The organism is Pirellulales bacterium (assembly GCA_036499395.1).
Lineage (GTDB): Bacteria > Planctomycetota > Planctomycetia > Pirellulales > JACPPG01 > JACPPG01.
Window position 1 is genome coordinate 100558 of sequence record DASYDW010000136.1, and the last position, 26737, is coordinate 127294.

At 60.1% G+C, this 26737-nt stretch carries 19 protein-coding genes; 5 read left to right on the plus strand and 14 right to left on the minus strand.

What is annotated here, in order from left to right; translation table 11 throughout:
- Window positions 1-78 precede the first annotated feature (78 nt).
- The 4 genes from VGN12_28845 to VGN12_28860 form a co-directional block, all read right to left on the minus strand.
- Window positions 79-1485 (minus strand): c-type cytochrome domain-containing protein, encoded by a 1407-nt coding sequence (locus tag VGN12_28845; GenBank protein ID HEY4313494.1) that lies wholly within the window; start codon window positions 1483-1485, stop codon window positions 79-81.
- A 91-nt stretch (window positions 1486-1576) separates the two neighbouring features.
- Window positions 1577-4084, minus strand: a complete 2508-nt coding sequence (locus tag VGN12_28850) for a DUF1553 domain-containing protein (protein ID HEY4313495.1) — start codon at window positions 4082-4084, stop codon at window positions 1577-1579.
- Window positions 4085-4169: 85 nt separating this feature from the next.
- Window positions 4170-6458 (minus strand): PPC domain-containing protein, encoded by a 2289-nt coding sequence (locus VGN12_28855; GenBank protein ID HEY4313496.1) that lies wholly within the window; start codon window positions 6456-6458, stop codon window positions 4170-4172.
- Window positions 6459-6760: 302 nt separating this feature from the next.
- A complete protein-coding gene (locus VGN12_28860; protein ID HEY4313497.1) occupies window positions 6761-8182 on the minus strand; it encodes a DUF1501 domain-containing protein in 1422 nt (473 codons plus the stop codon).
- A gap of 282 nt (window positions 8183-8464) precedes the next feature.
- Between VGN12_28860 and VGN12_28865 the strand changes: the two genes are divergently transcribed.
- On the plus strand, window positions 8465-8965 hold the full coding sequence (locus VGN12_28865; protein HEY4313498.1) for an NIPSNAP family protein: 501 nt from the start codon (window positions 8465-8467) through the stop codon (window positions 8963-8965).
- Between the two features lie 60 nt (window positions 8966-9025).
- Here the strand turns inward: VGN12_28865 and VGN12_28870 are convergent, their stop codons facing one another.
- Window positions 9026-10180 carry an ADP-ribosylation factor-directed GTPase activating protein isoform b gene (locus VGN12_28870; protein HEY4313499.1) on the minus strand — a complete coding sequence of 385 codons (1155 nt, stop codon included), beginning with the start codon at window positions 10178-10180 and terminating at the stop codon, window positions 9026-9028.
- Between the two features lie 443 nt (window positions 10181-10623).
- Between VGN12_28870 and VGN12_28875 the strand changes: the two genes are divergently transcribed.
- Entirely contained in the window at window positions 10624-11310 is a 687-nt protein-coding gene (locus VGN12_28875; GenBank protein HEY4313500.1) for a zinc metallopeptidase, read from the plus strand.
- Between the two features lie 15 nt (window positions 11311-11325).
- Here the strand turns inward: VGN12_28875 and VGN12_28880 are convergent, their stop codons facing one another.
- Entirely contained in the window at window positions 11326-14334 is a 3009-nt protein-coding gene (locus VGN12_28880; protein ID HEY4313501.1) for a PVC-type heme-binding CxxCH protein, read from the minus strand.
- Window positions 14335-14506: 172 nt separating this feature from the next.
- Complete coding sequence (locus VGN12_28885) at window positions 14507-14872, minus strand: helix-turn-helix transcriptional regulator (protein HEY4313502.1); 366 nt, start codon at window positions 14870-14872, stop codon at window positions 14507-14509.
- 68 nt (window positions 14873-14940) lie between these two features.
- Between VGN12_28885 and VGN12_28890 the strand changes: the two genes are divergently transcribed.
- Window positions 14941-15216, plus strand: coding sequence for a hypothetical protein (locus tag VGN12_28890; GenBank protein HEY4313503.1), 276 nt, complete (start codon window positions 14941-14943; stop codon window positions 15214-15216).
- 997 nt (window positions 15217-16213) lie between these two features.
- On the opposite strand, the gene VGN12_28895 is transcribed toward VGN12_28890, so the two are convergent.
- Together VGN12_28895 and VGN12_28900 are read right to left on the minus strand one after the other, a co-directional pair.
- A complete protein-coding gene (locus VGN12_28895) occupies window positions 16214-16543 on the minus strand; it encodes an RNA-binding protein (protein ID HEY4313504.1) in 330 nt (109 codons plus the stop codon).
- Between the two features lie 267 nt (window positions 16544-16810).
- Window positions 16811-18454, minus strand: a complete 1644-nt coding sequence (locus VGN12_28900; GenBank protein ID HEY4313505.1) for an alkaline phosphatase — start codon at window positions 18452-18454, stop codon at window positions 16811-16813.
- A gap of 293 nt (window positions 18455-18747) precedes the next feature.
- Between VGN12_28900 and VGN12_28905 the strand changes: the two genes are divergently transcribed.
- Window positions 18748-19755 carry a methyltransferase gene (locus VGN12_28905; protein HEY4313506.1) on the plus strand — a complete coding sequence of 336 codons (1008 nt, stop codon included), beginning with the start codon at window positions 18748-18750 and terminating at the stop codon, window positions 19753-19755.
- A gap of 39 nt (window positions 19756-19794) precedes the next feature.
- Here VGN12_28905 and VGN12_28910 read toward each other — a convergent pair whose 3' ends face one another.
- Genes VGN12_28910 through VGN12_28925 form a run of 4 tightly spaced genes read right to left on the minus strand, consistent with a single transcriptional unit; the run spans window position 19795 to window position 23192 of the window.
- Entirely contained in the window at window positions 19795-20592 is a 798-nt protein-coding gene (locus VGN12_28910) for an MOSC N-terminal beta barrel domain-containing protein (protein HEY4313507.1), read from the minus strand.
- Window positions 20593-20637: 45 nt separating this feature from the next.
- Entirely contained in the window at window positions 20638-20853 is a 216-nt protein-coding gene (locus VGN12_28915; protein HEY4313508.1) for a DUF5989 family protein, read from the minus strand.
- 47 nt (window positions 20854-20900) lie between these two features.
- Window positions 20901-21338: an SxtJ family membrane protein gene (locus VGN12_28920; GenBank protein ID HEY4313509.1), complete on the minus strand. Its 438-nt coding sequence runs from the start codon at window positions 21336-21338 to the stop codon at window positions 20901-20903.
- A gap of 15 nt (window positions 21339-21353) precedes the next feature.
- Window positions 21354-23192, minus strand: a complete 1839-nt coding sequence (locus tag VGN12_28925; protein HEY4313510.1) for a carbamoyltransferase — start codon at window positions 23190-23192, stop codon at window positions 21354-21356.
- A 276-nt stretch (window positions 23193-23468) separates the two neighbouring features.
- Here VGN12_28925 and VGN12_28930 point away from each other — a divergent pair, with 276 nt between their 5' ends.
- Window positions 23469-24890: a PhoPQ-activated pathogenicity-related family protein gene (locus VGN12_28930; GenBank protein HEY4313511.1), complete on the plus strand. Its 1422-nt coding sequence runs from the start codon at window positions 23469-23471 to the stop codon at window positions 24888-24890.
- A gap of 30 nt (window positions 24891-24920) precedes the next feature.
- Here VGN12_28930 and VGN12_28935 read toward each other — a convergent pair whose 3' ends face one another.
- Window positions 24921-26408: an endo-1,4-beta-xylanase gene (locus VGN12_28935; protein ID HEY4313512.1), complete on the minus strand. Its 1488-nt coding sequence runs from the start codon at window positions 26406-26408 to the stop codon at window positions 24921-24923.
- Window positions 26409-26737: the final 329 nt, after the last annotated feature.

Genomic DNA, 26737 nt, shown 5'->3' on the forward strand with positions numbered 1-26737 from the left:
GAGCGCGGGAGTCGGAAATCGTTGCGGCATCAGGCTCCCATAGGCGCCCAGCCCATGACCTGCTCCGCGAATGGGAATCTATTTGGCGGCAGCTTGCTGCGCAACTGGCTGCGTGGCTGCCGGTGCGTAACCAGGCGCGGCTTTGAAAGCCGTGATGAGAGCGCCATCAGCGGTGTTCCACACGCGAACTTCCCCGTCGAAGCTGCCGGTGGCCAGCCGCTTCGTGCTGTCGTTGTAGGTCAGGGAGTAAACCCAGTCGACATGCCCCTCGTAGTTGCGAACAGCTTTTCGCTCACCGGCCTCGAACTGCCGGGCCGTCTTATCGGCCGAGCAGCAGAAGATCTGCCCCGCCTGCACCGTGACGTCGTAGACCTCTTGGCCGAAGCCGGTGATCTCCGCGATCTTTCCGGCATCGGCTGATTTCCAGATGTGGATTTTCTTGTCCCGACCGGAGGACAGAACCTGACTGGAATCGGCGTTGAATGCCACGCCGAAGACCTGTTCGCCGTGGCCCGGGTAGGTCACCAGAGACTCCCCCGTCGCAGCGTCGAATAGCTTCGAGGTCTTATCGCGGCTGGCCGAGGCGAGCCTGCTGCCGTCGTGGTTCCAGGCAATGGCCATGACCCAGTCGGCATGATCCTCGATCACGCGATCTTCTTTGCCGGTCGCCACGTCGTAGATACGAATCGAGCGATCCGCCCCGCAGGCCGCCAACTTATTACCGGCAGGATTGAACGCCACTCCCCAGGCAACATCCGACATCGATCCGAGTTGCCGAACGCTCTTTCCGGTCGCAGGGTCATACAACGTGACTTCGCCCGACTGACCTGGCAGGCCGCCGGCCGCCGCCAATAGAGATCCATCCGGGCTGTACGCCAGCCCCAACGTGCGCTGCGGCACATCCTTAATGCGGCGCAACAGGGCCCCAGTGGCTGGATTCCAAATCGTTATCTCGCGATAGCCGCTGGCCGCCAACTCCTGACCGTCAGGACGGAAGGCAAGCGCCGTCACCGGGACGGGTACGCGGTAGGTTTCGGGCGGAGCCGGATGCGGAAGCCGCGGCACGATCGAGGCCAACAGCGCCTTGGGGTCTGGCGAGTCGAACTTCGCCCCCTCTTCGATCCAACGGCGGACCGTGGCGACTTGCTCCGCTGAGAGCGGATCACCGTCTTTCGGCATCCGCTCACCGGTGTCTTCCGAGGCGATCAACCGCAACAGTTCGCTCTCGTCGGGCTTGCCCGCCGTTATCGGGGCCGAAGCACTCGCCCCTGCTTTGCCCAACAACTCGAACGTCGTGGTCTGAAAGTCTCCCTTCGGGTCGGCCGGACCATGGCAAGCCTGGCACTTCTGCACCAGGATCGGGGCCACGTCCTTCGTAAAGCTGACCGGCGTTGCCGTTTGAGCGGCCGGCTCGTCCGCTCGGACCGAGCTGACAGCTGCGACCAGGAGAATGAGAATCACGGAGAGCGTTCGAATCGCTTGCATGCGTTTAACCTCGTATCAACTTCGCCCATTGCCGTCTGCCATAGGTGACAGGCGTGGCGATCAAAAAGCCATTTCTCTCGCGACGGCACAGTTAGTGCTGGAACAAAAACTCATTGGCGTTCAGCAACGCCCAGCAGACATCTTCCAAGCCGCGCATGCGGTCACCGCTGGCCGTGATATGGCGGGTGGCAGCCCCCACTTCGGCCTCGCTGGGCGGCCGCGACAAGGCCGCCAGGTAAAGCTGGCTGACCAGGTCGGCATCACCCATTCCGGCCGCGACCAGGGACCGTAGCCGGTTCTTTTCGTCGCGTACTTTGGAATGCACGAGCGGACCATTGATCATCTGCAACGCCTGCGACAGATTCGAGTCGCTCGAACGCTCGCATTGGCAAGCCGTCTCGCGAGCTGGTTGGCCGAACACCTTCAGGAAGTAATTGTCCGTGTCAGGGCTGGGGAGTTGGGTCGCGCGAGTGCCCGAGGGGAGACCGGCGAACTTCTCGTCGATCCCGGTAACGCGACAGATGGCGTCCAACAGTTGCTCGGCACTTAAGAGCCGAGTCGTGGCATGCGAGAAGTACTTGGTATCGGTGCGATTGAAGTCATTCTTACGCGAACTTAACTGGTAGACCCGACTGTTGAGGATGGTGCGCAAGGTGTGCTTTCGATCGAAGCGGTGCGCGACGAAATCCTTGGCCAGGTGATCCAATAGCGCGGCACTGGCCGGCGGATTCGAATCACGGAAATCATCAACCGGTTCGACGATGCCGCGCCCCATCAGGTGCCCCCACATGCGGTTAACTTCCACCTTGGCAAAGAAGGGGTTGTCGGGCGCGGTGAGCCAATTGGCGAACGAATCGCGTCGATCCTCGTCGCCCGTGACCTCGGCGTCCCCCTTTAGCGGCAGCCAGGGCTTCATCTGCTTGCCGGTACGCGGCTGTGTGACCTCGCCGCTGCGGGCGATCCATACCACTTGTTCTTCCGGCGTCATGCCGGGCTTCTTCTGAATGCGGTTGAAGAAGGCACCGATGCCATAGTAGTTGTCCTGCGTCCACCGCTCGAAGGGATGGTTGTGGCACTTGGCGCATTGGATGCGAATGCCCAAGAACAATTGCGACGTCGTTTCGGTGCAGTCATTCGTATCGGCCGCGGTGCGATAAAAATTTGCCGCCGGATTCGAGTACGTGCTGCCATCGGCGGTGAGCAGTGTGCGGGCAAACTGGTCGGCCGGCATATTGTCGCGCAAGGCGGCCACCAGCCAACGATGAAACTTGTAAACACCTGCCGGCGTGACTTTGTTGCCGCGCAACCGCAGCAGATCGGCCCATTTCATGGCCCAGAAATCGGCATACTCGGGCCGATCGAGCAAAGCATCAATCAGCTTCGCCCGTTTGTCCGGTGCGGTGTCGGCCAGAAACTTCTGTGCATCAATTACCGACGGCAGTTCTCCGATGACGTCCAAATAGACGCGGCGGACAAATTCCTCATCACTGCACAGATCCGAAGGGAGAATCTGCAGTTGTTGGAGCTTTTCGAAGATGTCGTGGTCGACGAAGCTGTTTTCCGGTGGGGCGTTCCATTTGAAGCCCTCGATATCCTTGAGGAATACCAAGGATGCCGTCTCCATCTTCTCCAAATAGCGGACCAGGATTGCCGATTCGCCGCGATCCAGCCCGACGACAAAGCCATCGTTGTCGACCGTGGCGACGCTTTCATCCGAGCTAGAGAAGCAGGCCAGTTCCGTCACGTCGCGAACGCTGCCGTCGCTGAAGTGCGCCAGCACCAGCATCTGCTGCGTATGAGCCGGACGACGCAGCACACGCTGCCGTGGATAAACATCAACCTTCACACAACGTGGGGCATCGGCCGGATCAGCCTTGCAGCCTTGAGCGATCCATTCCTTCAAGATCGCATAGCTGGGGTCCGCCTTCTTCAAACGGCGACCGCCGCCATGCGCGATTTCCATCAGAGGCTTCCGCAGCAGCAAGCTTTCGTCCGGCTCGTATACGTTCGTGCGGCGGCCGAACGCCTCGCGCACTAGCGTCTCGGTATCGACCGCCGGATCGTAAGCCCGCAGCGACAGGCGGAATCCCCCCTTGCCGCTGGGCGAGCCGTGACACGCGCCGGAATTGCACCCTTGCTTGGATAACGCGACCAGCGTGCCGTATTCAAACGACACAGCCTCGGGGTGAGACTGATTCGAAACCTCGACCGTGGTCGTCGCGGTTTGACCACCACTGGTGATCGTGATCGCGGCTTGTCCGTCGCCGACGGGGATCGCCACACCTTGCTCGATGCGAACGATTTTTTCATCGCTCGAGCTGAACTGCGCGGACCTAGTCAAGTCCTGCGTTGTGCCGTCGGCGTAGAAACCGCTGACGATCAGATGCATCCGCCGTTGCGGCGTTGCCAACTGAAATGCGGCAGGCTGCACCTCGATTCGCTCCGGCGTCCCCACGACGACCGGTTCGAGCGGTATGTCGGCGGTCGCTGCGGGCTCGGCACGCAGTCGATCGGCAGCCAGCGCCGTTCCCAACAGGGCCAGCATCGCCAGGCAGATCACATTCCAGGTCCGACGGGTACAGCATGTAAAACGGCGCATCGCTTCTCCCTCGCTATGAGCTGCTTACGTTTTCAATAATCGACAGAGCGTTTGGTCCCAAAGGCCACACGACCTTGGAAGTACGCTACGGCCGAGTAATCTCCAGATTCACCGGATCGCTCTCGATCGTGATCGCGCGATCTTTTACTTTCGCCGACGCAACCAGCGCCAATTCCGCCTTGCCCGCTACCACCTCCGCCGTTGCGACGAGTTCGAGCGTGGCCTCGCTTTGCCCCTCGGGCACCGTGATTTCCGGCGGCATGGTGATACCCGCCGGCAATGGCCGGAACCGCAAGGTGACCGGTCCATTGGCATCGCCGTAACGCGTCAGCGTGAGCTTCACGGCCTGTTTGCCGCCGGCCGGTAGCGGGCCTGCCGGCGCGACTGAAACTTGAATGGGCTTTACGACATGCAGGACAAGGTTGTCCACAGTCACGCGCTTCGGCTGATTTTGAAATGTCGCCGTGCCGACGACACGGAACGGGTAATCCCCTTCCGCCAGCCCGGCGGGTCCGGATAGCTCGATCGTTGCGTCGGGCTTTCCTTTCTCGATCGGTGCGACTTTTGCCGTAACGCCCGGCGGTAGACCTTCGACCCCCAGATCGACTTTGTCATCGAAGTTGTTCGACCGGGTCACCTGCACCTTGAACGACGTAGCGCCGACGATTTGCGGAAACGGAACGACCACACCGGCAGGTGGTGCGAGTTGGAAAAAATCCGCGAAGGCGGCGCCAACGCCCAAACCTATCAAGCCGTCGAGATTCGCCGGCGGATAAGCCCAACCGTTAAACGCTCCTTTCAAGGGGGCGATCGTACTGGCTACCGCTTTAACGTTCGTCTCGCCAATCTTTGCGGTGCCGACGACGCGAAAATTCACCCAACGCCCCTGATCGAAGGTGGGTGGTAGCGTGACGTGCAGGACGGTTTCTTTCCCCTTCTCACCGATCGTATTCCCCGCTACGACAAGTCCATCGCCGGCTCCTTCCAGAGCCAACGAGATCGGCCCCTCGTAGTCGCGGCGGGCGCAGGTCACTTTGGCGACAAATACGCCTCCCTTTGGCGCATCGAACTTGTCCGCTTCGACAGCCAGCGTGAAGCCAGCCTGATACGGCTCGATGGCTACGCGATAGACATATTCCGGACCGCCGCGGCGCAACAAATCTTCGACCAGCAGACGGTACACGCCATCGGCCGGCGCGGTGAAATCGAGGACTCCTTCGTCTCCGCCAGTATCCTCGGCCTCGGCAACCTGTCCGCCATCGGCTTTCAATACGCGCAGGTAGAGGTCACTCGGCGAGCCGAGGCTGCGCGTCTTTCCGGCGAAGAGAAAGCGCTGCCCTTGCTTAGCTTCGAATTGGTAATAGTCACGGTCCTTGGCATTGTCGAAGCGACCGTTCACGGCCGACGGTATTCCGATCGGCGAGGCGGTCTCGGGGGTGTCATTCGGTTCCAGTTCGATTTGCTCGGTTAGACCATCCGTTGCCAGGCTGACCATCGTCGAACCCTGGCCGGTCGGAAATTTCGCCGACAATGGCATCCGCTCGGCGGCACCGTCGCCAGGAATCGGCACATTCATGGGCGGCACTTCGTCGCTCGTATAGCCAGCGACTTGCAACTTCGCTCCACTGCCACGCCGGCCACCGGAGGGAAACACGGCAGTGGCTAACGGGAAGTTACCCATCCGCAAACGATAGCGATGCGTTCCGCCCCCCTGATAACGAATGTCGCGTAGCTCAAGGTAATACGTCCCGACGGTCGGCAGCGTGTAAGCAAAGCGACAATCGGCGCCGATGCCTGGCGCGTCGTCGCTGTAGGCCAGTTCCTTGCCCGTCGCGTCGAGCAAGCGAATGACCGGGTCCAGCGGGTAACCCAGCCGGCGCGCTACAACCTCGACAGTAATCCTTTGTCCGGCGACACCGTTGAACTTATAGAAGTCGTAGCTTTCCGGTTCGCACGCGCCGTCAACGGCCACGCTGGTGGCGATTTCCTGCGCCGCGGCCAGTGTTTTGTTCGTGCCGATTTTCGTGATGCTCGGCAGGTCGTCGACCATCACCAACCGCAGGCTCGAAATGCCACCTCCCGTGGCGAGGCGCATCCCATAGATTCCCACGGGAACCGTCGCCGGCACGTTAACCCGATAACTGATCTGCCCCGGCTCGGTACCATTCTTTTCCAAACCTGGCGTCAGCGCAGCTTCGGCTGGCATGTTCCACCAGATGCCCGTCGGGCCGGCGAGATTGCCACCGAAGAAAACGATATCCGTCGGCTTACCGGGCGCCAGCGCGCCGGGCAATGCATGGCTGATCGCTGGGGGCTGCGCTTGAGCGACGTCGCCCAGCATCGTGACTGCCACGGTCACGACAAATAGAGCCATGGCAATTGCAGGCAATGATCGTGCTGACGTAATACCGGCCATAGAGCGGTGGGAATTCATAACCGAGTTTCAGGCCCTGTTCGGGACCCGGTTGGGGGCGCTGCGGGCAGCGTCGTGGGGCGTGAAAGCGAAGCAAAGGGCGGGGCTTATTCGCAGTCGACCACCGGGGAGGCAGCCGAAGCGAAAGTCACACTTCTGGCAGGACTTCGGTCGCTGACGCGAGCGTTTCCCCTCGAAACTCTCGCGGTCGCTCCCATGACCTTAAACCGGCGCAAAGGGGGTTGTCAAACAATTAGGCGCATTTATGCGAACAGATCGGCTAACGCCCGCCCCTCGCACACGGCCAGCGGTCGCCCCATCCGGTCGACCAGCTTCGTGGCCGGATCGATGCCGAGCGCATGATAGATCGTGGCCACGTAGTCTTGAGGTGAGCAAGGCGAAGCAGCCGGATACGCAGCGTGAGCGTCGCTTGCCCCGTAAACCGTGCCACCTCGAATTCCGCCCCCGGCCAAGAGTCCGTTGTAGCAACGCGGCCAATGGTCGCGGCCGGCGCCGGCGGTCGTTATCTGTGGCTTACGTCCAAATTCGCCAACCCAAGCCACGATCGTCTCGTCCAGCATTCCTCGCTGTTCGAGATCTTCGAGCAGCGCCGAGAGAGCCTGATCCGCAGGTGGGATCAGATCGTCTTTCAGCCGATTGAAATTATTGCCGTGCGTATCCCAGAAGTTCCGGCCATCGTTGTGCCAATTGACGGACACCAGCGAGACGCCATGCTCGACCAGGCGGCGCGCCAGAAGCACGCTTTGCCCGTGAATGTTGCGGCCATAGCGGTCGCGCATCGCGTCGGACTCGGCCGCCAGGTCGAAGGCCTGTCGCGCCGCGGGCGCGCTCAACAGCCCAATTGCCTTCTGCTTGAAATTGTCGAGCCCCGCGTCGGCAGCGCGTTCGGCGATACGGCGCTGCTGGTCGATCTCGGCAAGCAATGACTTTCGGCTATCGAGACGCGCCACCGTAACGTCGTCCGAAAGCGACAACTCATCGACGCGCCAATTGGCCGCGTTCGGGTCGCCAGCGATCAACATGGGATCGTAGCGCGAACCAAGCCATCCGCCGTTCTGCCCAGGCGAACGGCCCCCCGGAGCCGCCGGGTGCATCGCCAACCACGGCAAGGTTACGAACGGCGGCACCACAGGATCGCCGGGGCGCATCCGCGCTACGACCGAACCAAGATGCGGCGTGTCGCGATCACTGGGAGGCTCGGCATCGCTTTTCACAACGGGCGCTAAATGGCCGGTTAGCGTGACGTGACCGCTCGACAAATGCGCGGGGTCGTTGTGCGTCAACGAGCGGATGATTGCCAATCGGTCGGTCAGCTTCGCGACGCGCTGGAAGTGTTCGCTAATGAACACGCCCGGTACAGCGGTTGAGATCGGCTGAAACGAACCGCGGACTTCGGCCGGCGCATCGGGCTTCGGGTCGAACGTCTCGAGCTGGCTCGGACCGCCCCACATGAAGAGAAAAATACAGGCCTTGGCCCGGCCAAACCCTGCCCCCGAGACGTCCTTTTGGGTGGCGCCAATAGCGCGACCACGCAACAGCCCGTCGAGCCCTAACCCCATCGCACTGACGCAACCGGCCCGCAAAACGCGCCTTCGCGATGTCCGCCACGAGCGGCGGAAATCCGCGCAGCCGTCGGCTCTGACGTTGGCAAAATTTGAGGGCATGGCAAGTTTGGCGGGAATGTCGGCGGGACGCGCGGTTAATCCGGCTCGTCGTGAGCTCGAACACATGCACGCGCGTTGATTGATTCTATCAGGATGGCGCAAGCCGACACAACAACAATCAGCCACGTCCCCCCCTTGGTCGGAGGGGGTGCCCAGCAATCGGGATTGTAAACAATCGTCTGCCGGGCGGTTGCATACAAGTTGCCGGACCGGATAATGCGGCACAACGCTTATCGTTTGCCGTCCGAATCGACGCCCCGAGTTGCCTCAGGAGATTTCGCGATGCTCGCCCGTGCCGCAAAGAAGCCGACCGTCCTAACCGTATTGACGTTTTTGGCGGGACTCGCGGTCTCGATCATCGTCAACAATCTGCCGGTGCGGGCCACCGCCGATGATGCAACATCGACCAAGAGCACGGCTTCCGCCCCCGGCGAACGGTTCTTTGAAATGCGGACTTACATCGCCAACGAAGGCAAATTCGAAGATTTGCACAAGCGCTTTCGCGATCATACGAACCGGCTATTTCAGAAGCACGGTATGGAACTGATCGGTTACTGGACGCCAGTTGCCGACGCCAAGGGTGAAATCACAGACGAAGCGCAGCGGACGCTGGTTTACATTCTGGCGTATCCCAGTCGCGAAGCTCGCGAGCAGTCGTGGAAGGGATTCATGGGCGACCCCGAATGGCAAGCCGCTTACAAGGAATCGCACAAAAACGGCCCGCTTGTCGGCAAGGTCATCTCGCAGTTCTTGAAGCCGACAGATTACTCGCCGATCAAGTAGCGAGAATGGGCTGCTCCCCAAACGCGGCGACGGCATTTTGCTGCAGCGGCGACTCCAGAATTACAGCGATGCCGGCGCGGGCCCAGGACCTGACGCCTGGCCCGAGAGCAAATGTTCGGGCTTACCGAACCGCCGCTCGCGGTAGATCTTCAATCCGCGTGCTGCGTGATACAGGCCGCCACATTCCAGTTCGTACTCTTTTGTCTCTTCCAGCATCTTGCACAAGTAATTCACGGACTGGGTGAGCCACGGGGCCTTGAGATCGCTCTCAGGGACGGCCAAGGCCAGGAACTCCAGCGTGTGCCCGGTCGTGCCGATACGCTGCCCGATGTCGCCGGTCCAGCGAGCCCCGTTGAAGTAGTCGGACGAGAACGAACCGTCCGGCTGTTGATAGGCTTTCATGACGGCAATCGCTCCGCCCGGCTCGCCGTACAGCTTGTCGTAGGCCGCTTTCCAGCCGCCCGTGAGCTTGCCGCCTGATTCCAGGTATTTGTTCAGAGCCACGGTCAGAGCAGTCAGGCGATGCGTTCCTCCGCAGGCGCTGCGTCGCAAATCTTGCTTCGACTCCATCGCCACCACCCGCTCGATCGTCCACTCGCTGCCGTCTTTCGATTTCCACTTGGCATCGAGCGGCAGGTAGGCGGTAAAGCCCATCAGCGACCACGTTGCTTCCATGTTTTCATAAATGTCCCATTGCGCTTGCGTGACGAGGTCACGGACGGTGTACGTTTTGCCGCCGACTTTGATGGGCGTCGTGTCAGGCAAGCCGATCAGTGAAAGATATCCGAGCCACTGATCCTCGTGCCCCTGCCCTGTTTTGCTTGCTGGCTCGAGGGGCGCTTCAAGACCTTTATCCCCAGGTATCAGGTTCCAACCGGTTAGTCGTCCCCCTTGCTGCAAGTAGGCCAGAGCCGACGTGGGCTTGCCGTCTACTTCCAGTTGCAGGTCCGGGCCGAAAGCCAGGATGCCATGCACGACTTGCCAGGCGGCGTTGCTCTCGGCCACCAGGTGACGCTGCGCGGTCAGCGCGATCGCCCGATCGATACGATCGCGGAATTCGTCGGCGGCGGGAATTGCTTCAGGTTTGCTTCGCGAGGTGGCCGCCGAAGCGCGCGAAATGTCGCCTTCACTGCACCCGGCCAGAAGCGGCAGTGCAGCGACAATTACAAACAGAAGCAAACCGAATTGCGCAAAACGCTTCGATCCGTACGACATGGGGAGGGCTCGCTATTGCCCCAGGGGTTGGGGCGTAGTTGCGTGCCTCCCTGCACTGCGGGGGGGTGGGCGTTCCATCACCCAAAAAAAGGCTAGATCTCACCGCAGAAAAGATACCACGCAATTTCAGCCGCGGCCAATGAGCCGAACCGACGGTAGCGATTCGACGGGTCGCGAAGGCGAGCTCTTGGAAATCCTCTCGCCAGTTCCCCGCGACCGTCAACTTCGAACCGTCCAGCCTCGGCCGTCTTGCGGAAATCCTTTATTTCCAACAAGATACCGCGACCTGTGGACCCGGAATCAACCGCCAGTGGCAGCTATTCGTAGAATGGATAAGACAGACGCAACCATTTAACAATTGCCGCCGCCGGGCGAATTCCCTTTAAGGGCGAACGCTTCCGCCCGCGGGCAACCCAAGAATATCGAACGGAGTGGGTTTTTCGATGCATCTGATGTATTTCGACGTGTCGTATTTGTTATTCCTCGCGCCGGCGTTTTTGCTGGCGATGTGGGCGCAGATGCGCGTTCACTCGGCCTACGCTCAGGCTCAGCAGCAGCCGGCCCCGCTTAGCGGTGCGGCGGCCGCGCGCCATGTGCTCGACTCGGCGGGTTTAAACAACATCGAGATCGAACAGATTCCCGGCAAACTGACTGACCATTACGATCCTCGGCAAAAGGTGCTTCGGCTGAGTCCCGAGGTTTACCAGAGCCGATCTCTGGCCGCGGTGGGAATCGCGGCCCACGAAGCCGGGCATGCGATCCAGGACGCCCATAGCTACGCCCCTTTGGCGATCCGCAACGCGGCGGTGCCGGTGGCGAATTTTGGTAGTGGGTTCAGCATGGTGCTGTTCTTCATTGGCCTCTTGGCGCATCTGCCCTTCTTGTTGTTTGCCGGCATCGCGCTGTTTGGCGCCGTGGTGTTCTTCCAGGTAGTGAACCTGCCGGTGGAGTTCGACGCCAGCAACCGCGCTAAGGCACAATTGGTATCGCTGGGGATCGCGGATCGTGATCAGATGGTCTACGTCAATCGCGTGTTGAACGCCGCCGCCTGGACCTATGTGGCCGCGACGCTGCAATCGGTGTTGACGCTGCTTTATCTGATCAGCCGTGCGAATAATCAGCGCGACTAAGACTGAATAAATGCGCTATCGACCCGTGCCGGTCGACGCCGGCGCGGGTACGTCGCTCTGCAGGTAACGCATCAGGTCGCGCACCTGGTCGGCGTCTAGCTCGTCGAGAATTTTTTCCGGCATCAGCGACTGGTTGGCCGCTTCGATCGTCTCGACTTCCTCTTGCGATATCGTCGTCCGCTGATTCTTGGCGTCGAGGATCGTGATCGTCGACGGAGTGCTCTCCGCGATCAGGCCCGTCAGGACTCGGCCGTTCTTGGTGGCCACTACGTAGTTGAAGAACTCCTTGCGAATCACGGCGCTCGGGTCGACGATGCTGGTGAGCAGGAATTCCCGATTCTTGCGATCCGCCCCGGTCAGTTCAGGGCCGACCTTGTTCCCTTCGCCGAACAGCGTGTGGCAAATGCCGCAATGCTTGGCGAATAGCGGCTTGCCGCGCACGGCGTCACCCGTCGTCAGATTCATCGAGACACTGATGCCATGAATTCTGGCCCGCTTCTCGGCCGGCGTCTCGTCAGTAACCTTGCCCCAATGCTTGGTAAGAAGCTCTTCGATGTGCGGCTCCTTGAACAGCGCGATCTGGCGGAGTTGGGCCGCGGGGACCTGGTCCGGCTTGATCTCGCCCCGATCCACGGCCTCGAGCAAAAGCACCGCTGACGACGCTCGTGCGCACAGCAGTGACAGGGCCCGCGTCCGAACTTCCCCCTTGGTAGTCGGCAGCATCAGTAGCACTGACTCGCCGACGCTGGAGTCGGAATATCGCTCGAGCGCCGCGAGCGCTGCCGCCTGTATCGCCGCGGGCTCCTGCTCGTTCAATAAATCTACGAGCGGTTCCACGGTCGACGGGTCCCCGGCTTGTCCCACCACTTCGATGAGCGATATTCGATCCGCTTGCGTTACCGCGTGGTCCGCGATCAACGTCAAGGCGCGGGCAATTGCCTCACGGCTCCCCAGTCGTATCGCGCAGCGAAGCCGGACGGGTCGCGACTCGCGCTCAATGTGCATGCCGCTTACGGCCGCGCGCAGCGCTTCGGGCACGCCGTCCAGCTTATGACCTTGCAACCCCCGCTCTATTCCTGCCAGCAGCGCATCGAACTCGGCCTCGCCGGGCGCCGCGGCTAGCAGCCGAGCGCAGGCGGCGAAATCTTCCGGCGTTGCCGTGGCCGCATAACGACGAGCCAGACGTGGCAGAATAAATTCCCGGGTAAGAGGATGTTTCCACCCCTCGCGCGTAGCGAATAGATCCAAAACCGACGCACGGTCAGAACCGGCCTTATCCTCTACCGCCCACCACAAGAGCAGCGAAATATGCGGATCATTCGTGTCTTCGTCGCGTGCTAGTAGCGCCGCGATCAGCGGCAGGGCCTCGTCGCCGGGCAATCGTTTGGCCGTGCAAGCCAATTGGCTGCGCACCACAGGGCTGGATTCGGTCTGGGCGAGTATCAAGAAGCGCTCGGCCACATTCGTAGAGATATGCCGCTTGTCACCGAGCAATCGCACGGCCCAGGTTCGCACATCCTCGGCTGGATGGCCGAGTAGCTGAAGCGCTAGCGCTTCGTCGAATCCGCCACATTGATACAGCGCCCACAACGATTCGATGGCCCGCCGAGCGTCGCTCGATTGCCGGGCCCCTGTTACCAGGCCTGGTAACACAGATGCGTCCTGTCGTTCGGCGAGAATCAACCGTGCCTCGCGGCTGAACCATTCGTTGCGATGGGTGAGCAAATCCACCAACTCGGTGCTGGGAAGCTTTCGCAGGTTTAGTCCAGCGACCGGCTTGGTGCCGTCGGCCACGAGTTTGTAAATACGGCCGTTCGAGCGATCCCAATCATCCTTGGGGTCGACATGATTCGCACGTTTGTCGTACCAGTCGGCTATGAACAAACTGCCGTCAGGACCAACCGTGCAATCCACCGGCCGAAAGGATTGATCGTCGGTCGTCACAAGATCGCCACCGAAGGAATTGACGAAGCTCGAGCCCTGGCGCTCGATTTTGTGCCAATAGATGGCGTTCGAAAGCACGTTCGCGGCGATGTACTGATCCTCAAGCTGCTTGGGGAATGATCCACCTTGATAGACCACGCCGCCGCAGGTGACGTGTCCCCCTTTGAAACCGATGTAGGGAACGTGATCGAAATATCCGTAAGCGTGCGGGTTTTGTAGCTCGCCATGCTTGGCAAAGCCTTTGACGTAGTAGGCCCCTTGGACCTGGTGCAGCATCGCCCGCTCGCCCCAGTTGGTGCCGGCGATGATGTTGCCGTGGCGATCGAAATCCGCGCCCCAAGTGTTGCCGCCCCCTTCGGCAAAAAGCTCGAATTCTTTCGTGCGCGGATGATAGCGCCAGATTCCCTGTTGGAACGTGATGCCGCGAATGTTGGCCGTGACGGTGCTTCCTTGCGCGCCGTAGAGCCAGCCATCGGGCCCCCATTGCAGACTATTCGCCAGGGCATGTGCGTCTTCCAAACCGAAGCCGGTCAGCAAGACCTCGGGATCACCATCAGGCACATCGTCGTCGTTCCGATCGGCATAGAACAACAAGTAGGGGGCCTGTACGACGAACACGCCACCATGTCCGATTGCGAGTCCTGTGGCGAGGTTCAAGCCGTCGACAAAATCCTTGGCTGCGTCTGCCTGGCCATCGCCATCGGTGTCTTCGAGGATCGTAATACGATCCTCGCCGCGCGGGCCGCGCGGCGGAGGCTCCGGCACGCGGTCGTACTTCGTGCGCAAATACTGGTCCACTTTCACAGCAGTGAGTCCAGCCGGATTGGGATATTGCAGGTATTGGATGACCCACATCCGACCGCGGGCGTCGAAATTCATCGAAACCGGTTGCCGGATGGCCGGCTCACTGGCAAAGAGCTGCAGGCGATAGCCCGCAGGAATTTTGAATCGCGGCATCGCCTCGGCTGGAGTTAGCCCTTCGGCCGTCGCCGGCGTAGCCGCCGACGATGACATGGCGGCTACGAAGCAGCATGTGGCCACCAGACAATAAGCACGCGCGGTCAAAGGGCGGGAGGGCATCGTGGAGAGGGTCCTGCTGCGGGCAATTATTGGCGAGGGAAACGACCCGAACCAAGCAGAACCATCATAATGCACGCGATAGCCGAGTTCATGCCGCGACTAAGGGCAGGAATTAACCGGCCCATACGCACGCCAAGTCGATAGAAAATCCCCCCAGAACCCCGCGGATGATTCAGCGCGTATTGGACATGCCGGGGTGAACATCTGACGGTCGACGGGCGAGCGCCCATGTCGTTTCCGCGATTCCGCGGTCGCGAGCTCGCTCACGATCCTGCGATTTAATACTTCGCACTCGGCACAGCCGGCAGGGCATGTAGACCATTCCCCCGCAACTAGCACAGCGTTCGGCCGGCCCCTGCGGAAGGTCTTCGTCATCGTCCAGGGGATGACAACGCACGGGATAATCGGGGCGCCGGCCGGCGGCAATCGCGCCGATCGAGGCGCGGCTGACGCCGGTGATCAAGGCGATTTTTCGCTGCGAATACCCCGGCACGGTCAGCAGACGTTTGATCTCGGCAACCACTGAGGGAGGAATCATCGGTCCGTCCTATAGTCCTCGGATTTAGAAAAGCTACGCGAGACTCCTTGCGTAACGAGAACGTCGCAATGGTGAACCTTCTCTCCAAGCGCGCGGACGTCGTCATCAGGCTCGGGCCAGAAATCGCCCGGCTCGGGATCTGGCTCGTCCTCGTCGAAGTCCGCCCCGAATTCATCCCACCAACGATCGTCGCGGGTGTCCGGTTCTACGTCCGGTTCGTCATCCCCCTCCGCACCACAGTCATCGCGAGCAGGACTACCGGAATCGTCACGCGCGCCGCTCCCGCAGGAGACCAACGCGAAGACGATGGCCCGACGATTAGTAAGGCCAGGAACACGACTTAGTCCGGGGGAGGGAACTGTACGGCAGGCGAGCATGGCAGCAGGAATTGCGAAGTCCATTCCTAGCCGGCGTCGCCAAAAGCAACGTCTGAGCGACCAGGACGGGGCCATGCTATGCGAAAAGGTGGCCTAATTTCAAGCAAAGTTTTGTACATTTTTTGCAACTTTTTCAGCCGATGCTTAGCAGCTTTCCACTACTTTTCACTCGACAGGATGCACGCCATGTCGGTACCATGACAGGGCGGGAGAGTCGCCACATCGCCCTCTATCGAGTCCATCATGACTTTGACTCCTCATTCGCCTGAGACACTCGACGCATTAGCCTTACGACTGCTCGACGCCGCGGGACTTTTGCGAAGAATGGCCACTTTATCCCGGGAAAATACGGTTGAATCGTTTCAACTGCATGGCAATAAAGTCCAAGAGTGGATGAACCATCTCGAGGACTGGGCTTACGACGGTGCCGCCCGACTAGATGCGCAGATCATGCGCGAACGGGGTGCCCGGCGAGGCCAGGCGACGACTACACCAGTGGAAAACGCTACGACACGGCGATCGGGGAAACGTCGCCAAAAGTCGTCCTATAAATGAACCAAATAATGATCGTATTTTTTGGATCCATCGACAGACCGTCGCAACTGTCGTGTCTCATCGCTTGATTGAGAATGCCTGAGTCCTTCAATCATAGCGCATCTGGAAAACTCGCGGCCGAGAGCGGTCATCGCCAAGCAGTGCAGATGCGACGCCCGCAAGAAACAATACCGCCATTAGAAGCAGGCGTAGAGAACTTCGATTCGAACGATTGGCAGACAAGCCCGTCCGCGAGGCGTACAAAGAATGTACGCCACGACCGCGGCGCGCGAATCAAGCGCCTGTCCAATTAGGCGCGCTGTCAGATTAAATGCATTTCAATCGGCAACTGGTGCCGCACTCGTCGCCAAGACATTGGCGGCACAAGTTGCGAGGGATTGAAATCGACGACTTTTGATCAGCAGCTCGCTTAGTAGCGACCGCCGCGACCACCACCGCCGCGACCATATCCACCGCCGCCGCCACCACCACCACCACCACCGCGATCTTCGCGTGGCTTGGCCTCGTTCACCGTTAGCGGCCGGCCACCATGATCTTGTCCATTGAGTCCGGTGATCGCCGCTTGAGCGTCCTTGTCGGAGCTCATCTCGACGAAACCGAATCCCTTGCTTCGCCCTGTCTCACGATCCTCAATGACCTGAGCGCTCTGCACCTGGCCAAACTGTGAAAACATTTGTTCCAGGTCGGAACTGCTAATCGAGTAGGGCAGGTTCCCTACATACAACTTCTTGCCCACCATTCATCTCCTCTGCGAGGGCGTTTTGACCCCTGCCAATCGGCTGCGGGTCACTTGACACAGGGGCCGCTCGTGCAGCCCTAAACCGGAATGGTGATCGAGGTCACGGAGGACAGATCAGCGTAACGTGGCGTGTCGTACCCGACGCTCGACGAACCAATCAACGGGAAAATATACCAGGAAGAATGGCGAGGGAATACATCCGCCGGAAAAATGAAGTCAACCCCCTCGACGTCGGCAATCCGTCTCGCGGCGAGTCGCGCCGCCCCTTCAGCGCCCTTCGCCAGATGGGGGTGCAGGCTCAAGCAGAGCTTTCGGATCGGTCAGGTGCAGGTAATGACCATGGTCCGCCGTCAGGATAACTGCCGTGTCATTCCAGCAGTTATGCTCCTCAACCCAGTCGGTCACGGCATGAAAGGCGGCGTCACCACACATGACGGCTCCGATAGAATTGTCCAAATTGTCGTCGTGATTGGCCCAATCGACTTCGCCTGCTTCGACCATCAGCCAAAAGCCCCGAGGATTCGTGGACAACACGCGGAGCGCCGCGCGCGTCATGTCGGCCAATGTCGGATTCTCGTGCCGATCTTCTGCGGAATAGACTTCGGCCAGTTTCCGCACCCCGACCGCAGGATCGTACTGGCCGTCGGCGGTCGCAAACGGAAGATGACCGGTCTTTGCGCCAAAGAAACCAAACAGTCGCTGGCCGTGCTGGCCGGCGTCGTCAGCGGCAGTCGCGAGTGCCTCGGGGCCATTTCTTCCCGCTTCGCGCTGTACGACCCGATAATTGCCGCCGTGCCTGACGTCGATGCGCTGCAGGTCGTCCGAGGCGATGTATTTGTTGCCAGGGATGAAGTTCGTTCCCTGTTTACGGTCGTCCTCCACGACTTCACCCCATCCTGCCCCGAGTAGAACATCCACTCCGGACAACGGCTCGTGGCGATGAGCGACTGAAGGCAGGCCAAGCAGATCGCGTGTCAAATCCTGAAAGTCGTCCCGCGATACGTTGTGAGCATAAGCGCAGGCGGGGGTCGCATGGCTGATGGGCACGCTGGTTATGACACCAACCGAATAACCCTTCGATTGAAACTCGTGGGAGACCGGCGCTACCTGCCGACCATGAGGACCGACATTGATCGAAACGTTATAGGTCTTGATGCCGGCACACAGACTAGTGGCCGACGCCGCCGAGTCCGTCACTGCATGAGGGCATTCGCGCGATCGACCGATCAGGTACGCCGGATCGTCACCGATGGCCCAGGGTGCCGCTCCGCCATGTTGCGCGTTGTAGCCGCCATACATGTTGGCCGTGGCCGGCAATACGGTCTGGGCGTTAACGTCGATGCTCGTTGCGTCGCTCGCCGGAGATGACACGAAATAGCCAAAATCGGTTTTCGTGCCGCGATAATCCTGAAAGTGCAAACCCGTGCCGCGCCCTTCGGTGTAGCCGACTTTACCCGCCTTATAGATCGCGGCGGCCTGCGTCGTTTGCCAATCCATGCCGTCGAAGATGATCAGCACAACATACTTTTTCCCTGAGACCAGCGCGGCGCGTTGTAATCGAGCAATGTCCGTCTGATCGAGATACTCGGCATGCGGATTCAGCGTTTGGTCAGGCAGTCGGCCATACAACTGCTCGAGACGTTTGGCGTCGCGGTAGACGCTTCGGTCGCCTTGGAAATCCTCCATACTGATGCCGAACGTGTAGGCCGGAATCAATCGGTTCGAGTGGTTGGTCCAGCCCGTGTAGATGCCAGGATCGGTCCCCCAATACCCCCACGGCGCGTGATTTTTCGTAACCGCCTGGGATTGCAAATCCCGCAGGAAATCCGCCGCCTCAACAAAAGATACCGTGCAAGCGGAAAGCAATATTGGCAAGAAGGCAGTCCAGCGGCCGGATCGAAAGAAACTCATAGCAAGACTCTGCGGGCGGGGCTTGGCATGGATCGGGGCGGGGCACATAACGTTGCGAACGGAATTGGCAAACGCACAGTGTAATCCAAAGGCGATCTGACGGAATGCATAGCGCCGCCCGCCCCCCATAAATGCAATAGCGCAGTTGGCAATCCATCCGGACCTCTCACGGAACCTTAATGTTCCGCAATCGTCGGGCTTCCTTGCCCACGGGCGGCAAACCTTCGAGAATATCCCGTCTGTCGAATCACGCGTTCCCCATTCTGGCATTTTGCCAGGGAGATATTCCAATCGTGGACAATGCCTCGCCCGCTCGAACGATTGCCCAGATGCTCAACGGCCAGGTCCTGACTCAAGCGATTTATGTCGCCGCGCGGCTGGACATTGCGGGTCTGTTGTCCGACACCCCGCGCATGGCCGAGGAATTGGCCGCCTCGACGAAAACTCATGCGCCGTCGCTGTATCGATTGCTGCGAACGCTCGCCAGCCTGGGGATCTTCCGCGAGGACGAGCAACATAAATTCCACCTCACGCCGCTCGCCGAGTGCCTCAAGAAAGACGCCCCGGAATCGCAGTGGGCGTTTGCGATGATGATCGGGGACGAGCCTTCCAAGGCCTGGCAGAATCTACTCTACAGCGTGCAAACCGGCGGTTGCGCATTTGAAAAGACCTTTGGCGAGCCGCTCTTCGATTTCCTGGGCAAGCATCCAGAGAAAGCCCGCATCTTCGACGCCGCTATGACCAGCGTGCATGGCCGTGAAAGCAAGGCCATGCTTGACGCCTACGATCTGGCCGACGTCGGAACGTTCGTTGATGTCGGGGGCGGAAATGGCAAGACTTTGGCGAGCGTGCTCGAACGTTATCCTGCCATGCGAGGCATCCTCTTCGATTTGCCTCACGTGGTGCAGGCCGCCGAGCCGAACTTTCGCGCTGCAAAAGTCGACGCACGGACGAAGCTGGTGGGCGGCAGTTTTTTCGAATCGATCCCCGCCGGGGGCGATGCCTACCTCGTACGGCACATCATCCACGACTGGTACGACGAGCAGTCGAAACAGATTCTGAGCAATTGCCGCCAGGCGATGCATGCCAAGGCCAGGCTGCTGGTTGTGGAAAGCGTCATTCTGCCCGGCAACGAACCATCGGTCGGCAAAATGCTCGACCTCGCGATGATGGTTTTGCCTGGCGGCATGGAACGCACCGAGGACCAATACCGCACGCTTCTAGGGCAGTCTGGCCTGAAATTGGAACGGATCGTTCCGACCGCGGCCGACGTGAGCGTGATCGAAGCGCGGCCGGTTTAGATTCGGCCATGATGCATGACGTCCTCCCGTCATGTGCCCTTAGGCTGGCACGACTTCCAGGATTCGCACTTCGTCACCGACGCGGATATCTCCCTCGGTGGTGAGCGGGCTGAGTCGCGTATTCACCGTTAGGCGATAATAGTGATCGAAGCGCTCCGTCACGGTCCAAGCCGGGAGCGTCGCCTGCCGATGTTCGGCAAATAGCCGTGCGAACCGCGGATAGATTGCGGCTGTCCGCGGATGTCGGGTGGGCACGATGCAGCGTTGGCAAGCCGTCACGCCTTCGAGAATCACGTCACCGATCGCGAAACGCACGACATGCTGTCGGTCGGCCACTAGCCGATCCTCGCAAAACGGTGCGTCGCCATCGAATTCGAGATTAGCCCGGAAGCGGCTGCGAACGTCCTCGACGGTGAATCCGGGATACCAGCCCGTGACTTCTTCGATCGATTGCCGGCTGACAATCGTCGGGCCGGGCGAGTCGGTGTCGTCTGGGAACCCGGCGCGATCGTTCTCGACGACCATGACCGGCTCTTCAAAGAAATCTGCCAGCCAGGCGTTTAACTGTTCTCTGTCATCAGCCAGAACAAACTCCGCCTCTCGGCCATCGATCTCGGAGACGAGCCGCACGCTGGCCGCATCGACGGCGAAGTGAGCCCGCAAATAATGAACGGCCGGGTTGGTTTTTCCGCTGATCCAGTCGCCGCGAGCACTGCGCATTGCGAAGCGCCGATCGTTCGCCAGCGCGCTGGTGGGCAACACCTGGGTGGACTCGAGCGAAATGCCGTCGAGCGACTTGATCGGATAGACCACAATACGCGACAGACGAAAATTCACGATCCGTCTCGCATCGTTAGCTCGACGAGGCATACCGGTCGTCGACTAGAACATCGTGTAGATAAACGGTGCTGCGCCCGTGCCGGCCAGCAATACCAGAATTCCAACCATGCCAATCACGGTCAGAATCGGCAGCAACCACCACTTTTTATTCTGCCCCAGGAAGTATAGGAACTCGTTTATTAGCCCGCTACGTCCCTGGCCTTTCAGCTCTTGAAACGAGTTGTCGGGTTCGACGAGAGTTGAAAGCTTTGTGCTCACGGCCAGATCCCTCCAGCGGCGGAAAAGAATGTTCGTTTGCGATCAATTTAAGACTGCCGGAAGTAGCTCTCTGGCCCCGCCGGCTGTGTCTTCGGTTGCCAATATGAGCTCACATTGCGATCGACACGCCGCTCCAGGGCGTCGCGTCCCATGAGCCGAAAGATCAGGCTCACCGGTAAGAACATGCCAAAGTAGATCACCGCCAGCACGATCTCGCCGACCACAAGGCCGATGGGCAGCGTCACCAACGTCGCGCCGACAAACGGCCATCGCAGCGTCTGGGGGCGAACGACGGCCAAGACCGCGGCGATAACTCCCAGGGCAGCCAGCGTGACGATCGCCGTACCCTGCGCGTGTGTGACGGCGGCCGGCCAAGGCTTGCCGCTAAACAGCCATCCCGCCAGTGGCAGCGCGACAAGCGCGATCGCGCCGAATTGTCGTAATTGGCGGTCCGAAGGTTTCCAAGCGATATCAATCAAGGCCATCGGCTGATTTCCTCGCTAATCCAGTTGAAACTGTGCCAGATGCTTGGCGCGGTCTTCCTGCGCGACCTGCGGCTGCTCGTCGCGGACGATGATCTGCCGCCCCATGACCAGCACGTCCATGTCAGTCATCAGCAGACAACGATAGGCATCATCCGGCGTACAGACGATCGGCTCGCTGCGCACGTTGAAGCTGGTGTTAATCAGCACCGGACAGCCGGTCTTTTCATAGAACCGGGTCAATAACCGGTGAAAGAGCGGATTGCGCACCCGATCGATCGTTTGCACGCGCGCCGAATAATCGACGTGCGTGATCGCCGGGAGCGTGGACCGCATGAAGTTCAGCTTCTCGATGCCGAACGCCTGCTCGTAATTCTTCCCCAATTCGCAACGCCACTCGCGTCGCACCGGCGCCACTTGCAGCATGTAAGGGCTGTCTTCACCCGGACGCATCTCGAAGTACCGGTGAACCTCTTCCTGCAGCACGCACGGTGCGAATGGGCGAAACGATTCACGGAATTTGATTTTCAAGTTCATCACGGACTGCATCTTCTCGCTACGCGGATCGCCGATGATGCTGCGCGCCCCGAGGGCGCGCGGTCCGAACTCCATGCGTCCCTGAAACCAGCCGATGACTTTTTCCTGGGCGATCAGCGAGCTGACCTCGTCGCATAATTGCTCGTCCGAGGCGCACGTCGTGTAAGCGGCGCCACTTTGCTCGAGGTAGTCGACGATTTCGTCATCGCTGAATTCCGGCCCCAGGAACGAGCCGTGTTGCTGATCGTGCTTTTGCGGTCGCCGGGGCTGATCGAGCAACTGGTGCCAGATGAATAGCGCGGTGCCGAGCGCACCCCCCGCGTCACCTGCCGCCGGCTGAATCCAAATGTTTTCAAACGGTCCTTCGCGCAAGATGCGTCCGTTGCCAACGCAGTTCAACGCTACACCACCGGCCAGGACCAGATTCTTCATTCCGGTACGCTGATGCACGTGCCGCGCACAGCGCAGCATCACATCCTCCGTCACGGACTGGATCGAGGCGGCCAGGTCCATCTCGCGCTGTGTGACGCGCGACTCGGCCTCGCGCGGCGGACCACCGAATAGCGCATGGAATTTGGCCGACGTCATGGTCAGCCCCTGGCAGTAGTTGAAGTAGCTCATGTCGAGCCGGAATGAGCCGTCTTCCTTCAAGTCAATCAGGTGCTCGCGAATCAGCGATTTGTAAGTCGGGCGGCCGTAAGGGGCGAGCCCCATGAGCTTGTATTCGCCACTGTTGACGCGAAAGCCGGTGTAGTAGGTGAACGCCGAATAGAGCAGACCGAGCGAGTGCGGAAAGCGGACCTCTTGATCGAGGACCAGCTTGTTACCGCGGCCAACCCCCGCGCAAGTCGTACTCCATTCACCGACGCCGTCGAGCGTCAGGATGGCCGCCTCTTCGAACGGCGAAGGAAAGAATGCACTCGCGGCATGCGACTCGTGATGGTCAGTGAAGACGTAGCGCCCTTTGTAGCCCTGGTGCAGCCCACGATCGATCTCGCGCGGCAGGTGAAGTTTCTGCTTCAGCCATAACGGCATCGCCAGGCGGAACGAACGGAAACCGGAAGGCGAAAAGGCCAAGTACGTTTCCAGCAGACGCTCGAACTTTGTGAGCGGCTTGTCGTAGAAGCCGACGTAATCGAGCTGATCGGGGCTCAACCCGGCCACGGACAGGCAGTACTCGATCGCCTTTTGGGGGAAATCCGAGTCATGTTTCTTGCGTGTGAAGCGCTCTTCCTGCGCGGCCGCCACGATCTGGCCGTCCACGACCAGTGCCGCGGCCGAATCATGGTAGAACGCCGAAATACCCAGAATGGCGGTCATGGATGGTTTGCCTCGGGTCGCAATGATACCTCTTGAATTCGCCACTCGCGCTCGAACTCGCGAATAATCGGCCGACGCCCGAACTTCGTTGGCCACCACCGAAAGCGAATATCACCTATCGGCTTTTTGTCAGCGTTTATGCACAGCCAGCGGCTGGTTCCGCGCGAAACGGCGTTTGGACCGACGCTTGCTGCTCATTGACGCTGCCTCGAAGGCGAGCCATGTTAGGAAAAATCGCCTGCATTCGTACACCCCTTTATTTTGGAAGGTTCGACGATGGCAATCCCTCAAAGGTGGGCATTTCGTCTGCCAGGTCTATTGAGCGCCCTGGTTGTGTCCGGTTTGCTGGCGGTGCATGCATTCGCCGCCGACGCCCCGGCGTCGGGCCGGACAGCCCTCGACGAATATGTCGCGAAACCTGATGACAGCTACGCCTGGAAGGTTGCTAGCACGATTCCAGGCGATGGCTGCACGACCTACGTCATTGACCTTAAGTCCCAATCCTGGCGATCCGCCGAGGAAGTTGATCGCACTCTGTGGGAGCATTGGCTGACGATCGTCAAACCCGATCGGGTGACGAGCAAAACCGGAATGCTGTTCATCGGAGGCGGTGGCAAAAAGACCGATCCCCCGGCGAAGTCGAGCGATCTCGTGAAGCAATCGGCGCTCGGCACTGGCTCGGTCGTGGCGGAATTGAGCATGGTTCCCAACCAGCCCCTCGAGTTTCACCAGGACGGCAAGCATCGCGTCGAAGATGACCTGATCGCTTACACATGGATGAAACTGATGATGACGGGCGATCTGACCTGGACCGCGCGGATGCCGATGGTGAAAAGCGCAGTGCGAGCCATGGATGCTATCCAGGCCTTCATGGCGACGGAAGAAGCGGGCAAGCTGCCCATCGAAGGCTTCGTCGTGGCCGGCGGATCGAAGCGCGGCTGGACCACGTGGCTCACCGGCGTCGTCGACAAGCGTGTGGTGGCCATCGTGCCGATCGTGATCGACGTCTTGAACGTGCGGCACTCGATGGATCATCACCACCATGCCTACGGATTCTGGGCTCCCTCGGTCGGCGACTACGTGCGACACAAGATCTTCGAAATGAAAGATAGCGCGGCGTATACGGCGCTTTTGAAAATCGAGGATCCCTATTCCTATATCGATCGACTGACGATGCCCAAGTTCATCGTCAATGCCGCCGGTGATGAGTTCTTTCTGCCTGACTCTTCGCAGTTCTATTTCGCCGAGTTGAAGGGAGAGAAGTATTTGCGTTACGTGCCGAATGCGAACCATTCGCTGAGCGGTAGCGACGCCCTGGAAAGCGTGATGGCATTTTACAACGCGATCCTGACCGATAAGCCTCGCCCCCATTTCACTTGGAAATTCGAGGATGACGCGATCCACGTGACCACGCGCGAGAAGCCGATCAAGGTCAACGTCTGGCAGGCGACGAATCCTAAGGCGCGCGATTTCCGACTGGAAACGCTCGGCCCGAAATACACCAGCCACGAGTTGATGCCCAGCGCCGAAGGAGAGTACGTGGCCAAAGTGGCGCGGCCGGCCGAGGGCTGGACCGCATACTTCGTCGAACTCGTGTTCGACAGCGGTTTCAAGTTCCCCTTCAAGTTCACGACGGCAGTACGCGTTACGCCGGACGACTTGCCGTTTCGCGACCTTCCCACAAACCAGGGTCAGTAGGCGTTGGCGGCAGTATGCATACCGCGGGAACTAAGACAGGTACTTCTTGCGAACTTTGGCGAGCATGGGAAATGCAGGACGCGGAAGATCCTCCGCGTCGAGCAATCCCCCGTCGGAGAATTCATGCGGATGCGAATCGCATAGTTGGTTGTAAATCACGCCGCGCACCGCGGGCTTTGTTAATAGCAGCGGTACGATATGCCGCAGCCATTGGCGCTGCGCTTGAGGCGTCCAACCGTCTGGCAGCGGGCCGCCCGTGGGTCGCGCACGCCCGAAAGCCTGGCTATCGGTAGCCTGGCCCGATGGCGTCGTAATGAAGAACCATAAAGGGGTTCCGAGCAGGGCCCAACGATCGACCAGCCGATTGCACTCCAAGGCATCCCGCAGGTAGCTTCCTCCCGGCGCGTATCCGACGTTCAATTCTAAGCCAATGCCGGACAGGTCGAGACCGGAGCGTACGAGAATGTCGGCAAAATGGAGCGGCGACAGGTCACGTTCGGCCTGCCCCATGTACTCGCCCCACGGCTGATCGAAGCACAGGATGGCGGGCGTGTTGGTATCGAGCTTTCGCGTTATCTCAAAGGCACGTACGGCCAGCCGGAGCCGTTCTTCGTCGGTCAGGCCAAGCACGGCTCCTACATTCACACGCGCGGCACACTGCCACAGGCTGACCTTGCCGACATAGCGTTGAACGGCCGTTTCCACGTAATCGCTGACGAATGCCAGGATGTTGTCAAAGTCCCCCTGCCAGATCGCCAACCAGTCAGGCAGGCCACGGTCGTCCAGTTGCAAAAGTGGACCGCCAACGACCGGTAAATCGTGCTCGTGGCACCAGGCGATTTGACGATCGGCAATTTCCCAGCGGTACGTCCCCTCTTGCGCTTCGACATCCCGCCACTTCAACGGCACGGCCGCCGAGTTAAAGGCGGCTAGGAACTGCCGCGCCACCGTCGCGCGCAATAGCTTTGATCCGAGGTTTCCTCCTAACACGGCAGGCAACCGGGTTCCGGCCCGACGTCGCGTGGCCACGACCTTTTTGACGTAACGGGCCGTCAGCCGATCGGCCAGGTCCAAAGCGCGGGCTATCGCACGTTCGGCATGCTCGGTGGCCGCGAGCGGGTCGTTCTGCGATGTTACAGCCAGCGAAAGGTGCCCCATCGCCTGCCGCAGCGCCGCGAGATGATGCTCCTTGGGCACCATTCCCATCGCCTGCCATTCGACGATTTGAGTCCGCAGTTGATTGATCTTTCCGCGCGCCAATTCCACGGTCAGATGATAGGGCGCAAAACGCTCCATCAACGTCCCAGTGATTAAGGCCACTTCGCCTCGTCCTGGAATGGGATAGGGTATGCAAAGACAGGCCGAATCCGATTCATTCCGACCCAGGCTAAGTACGCCCTTCTGGAATTGAACGCGGCTAACCCAGGGAATCTGCTCGGAACCAAACAGATAGGCGCGGGCCGCCGCCTCGGGAGAAATGCGGTTAGCCGGGGCGACCAAGAACCGCATAAGGCCCATCGACGCAAGATCCTTAGTCGCACCAGTCAGCTACGTCCGCGCTGGCGTGCCGCCTGAGAAGACCCGATTCGGAGGACAAATTACCGCCTTCGCTACCTCGGCCGAGTCTAGCCCAGCGTGGCGAACCCGGCAAGTTTAGCCAATTCTCAGGCACCTCTTAATGGTTGAAGCCGCGGGTAAGGGCGGGCAACTGGCCGAGCCCGCGCTCGACTGGTATATTCGCCGCGATTCGGCCACTGCGATGAAATCGATGCAGCGGCCCGGCGCACGACTTGGCCAGGGCCCCTTAACACCGGGGCTCTGCGCAATAATAAAAATTGCGGTCCGTC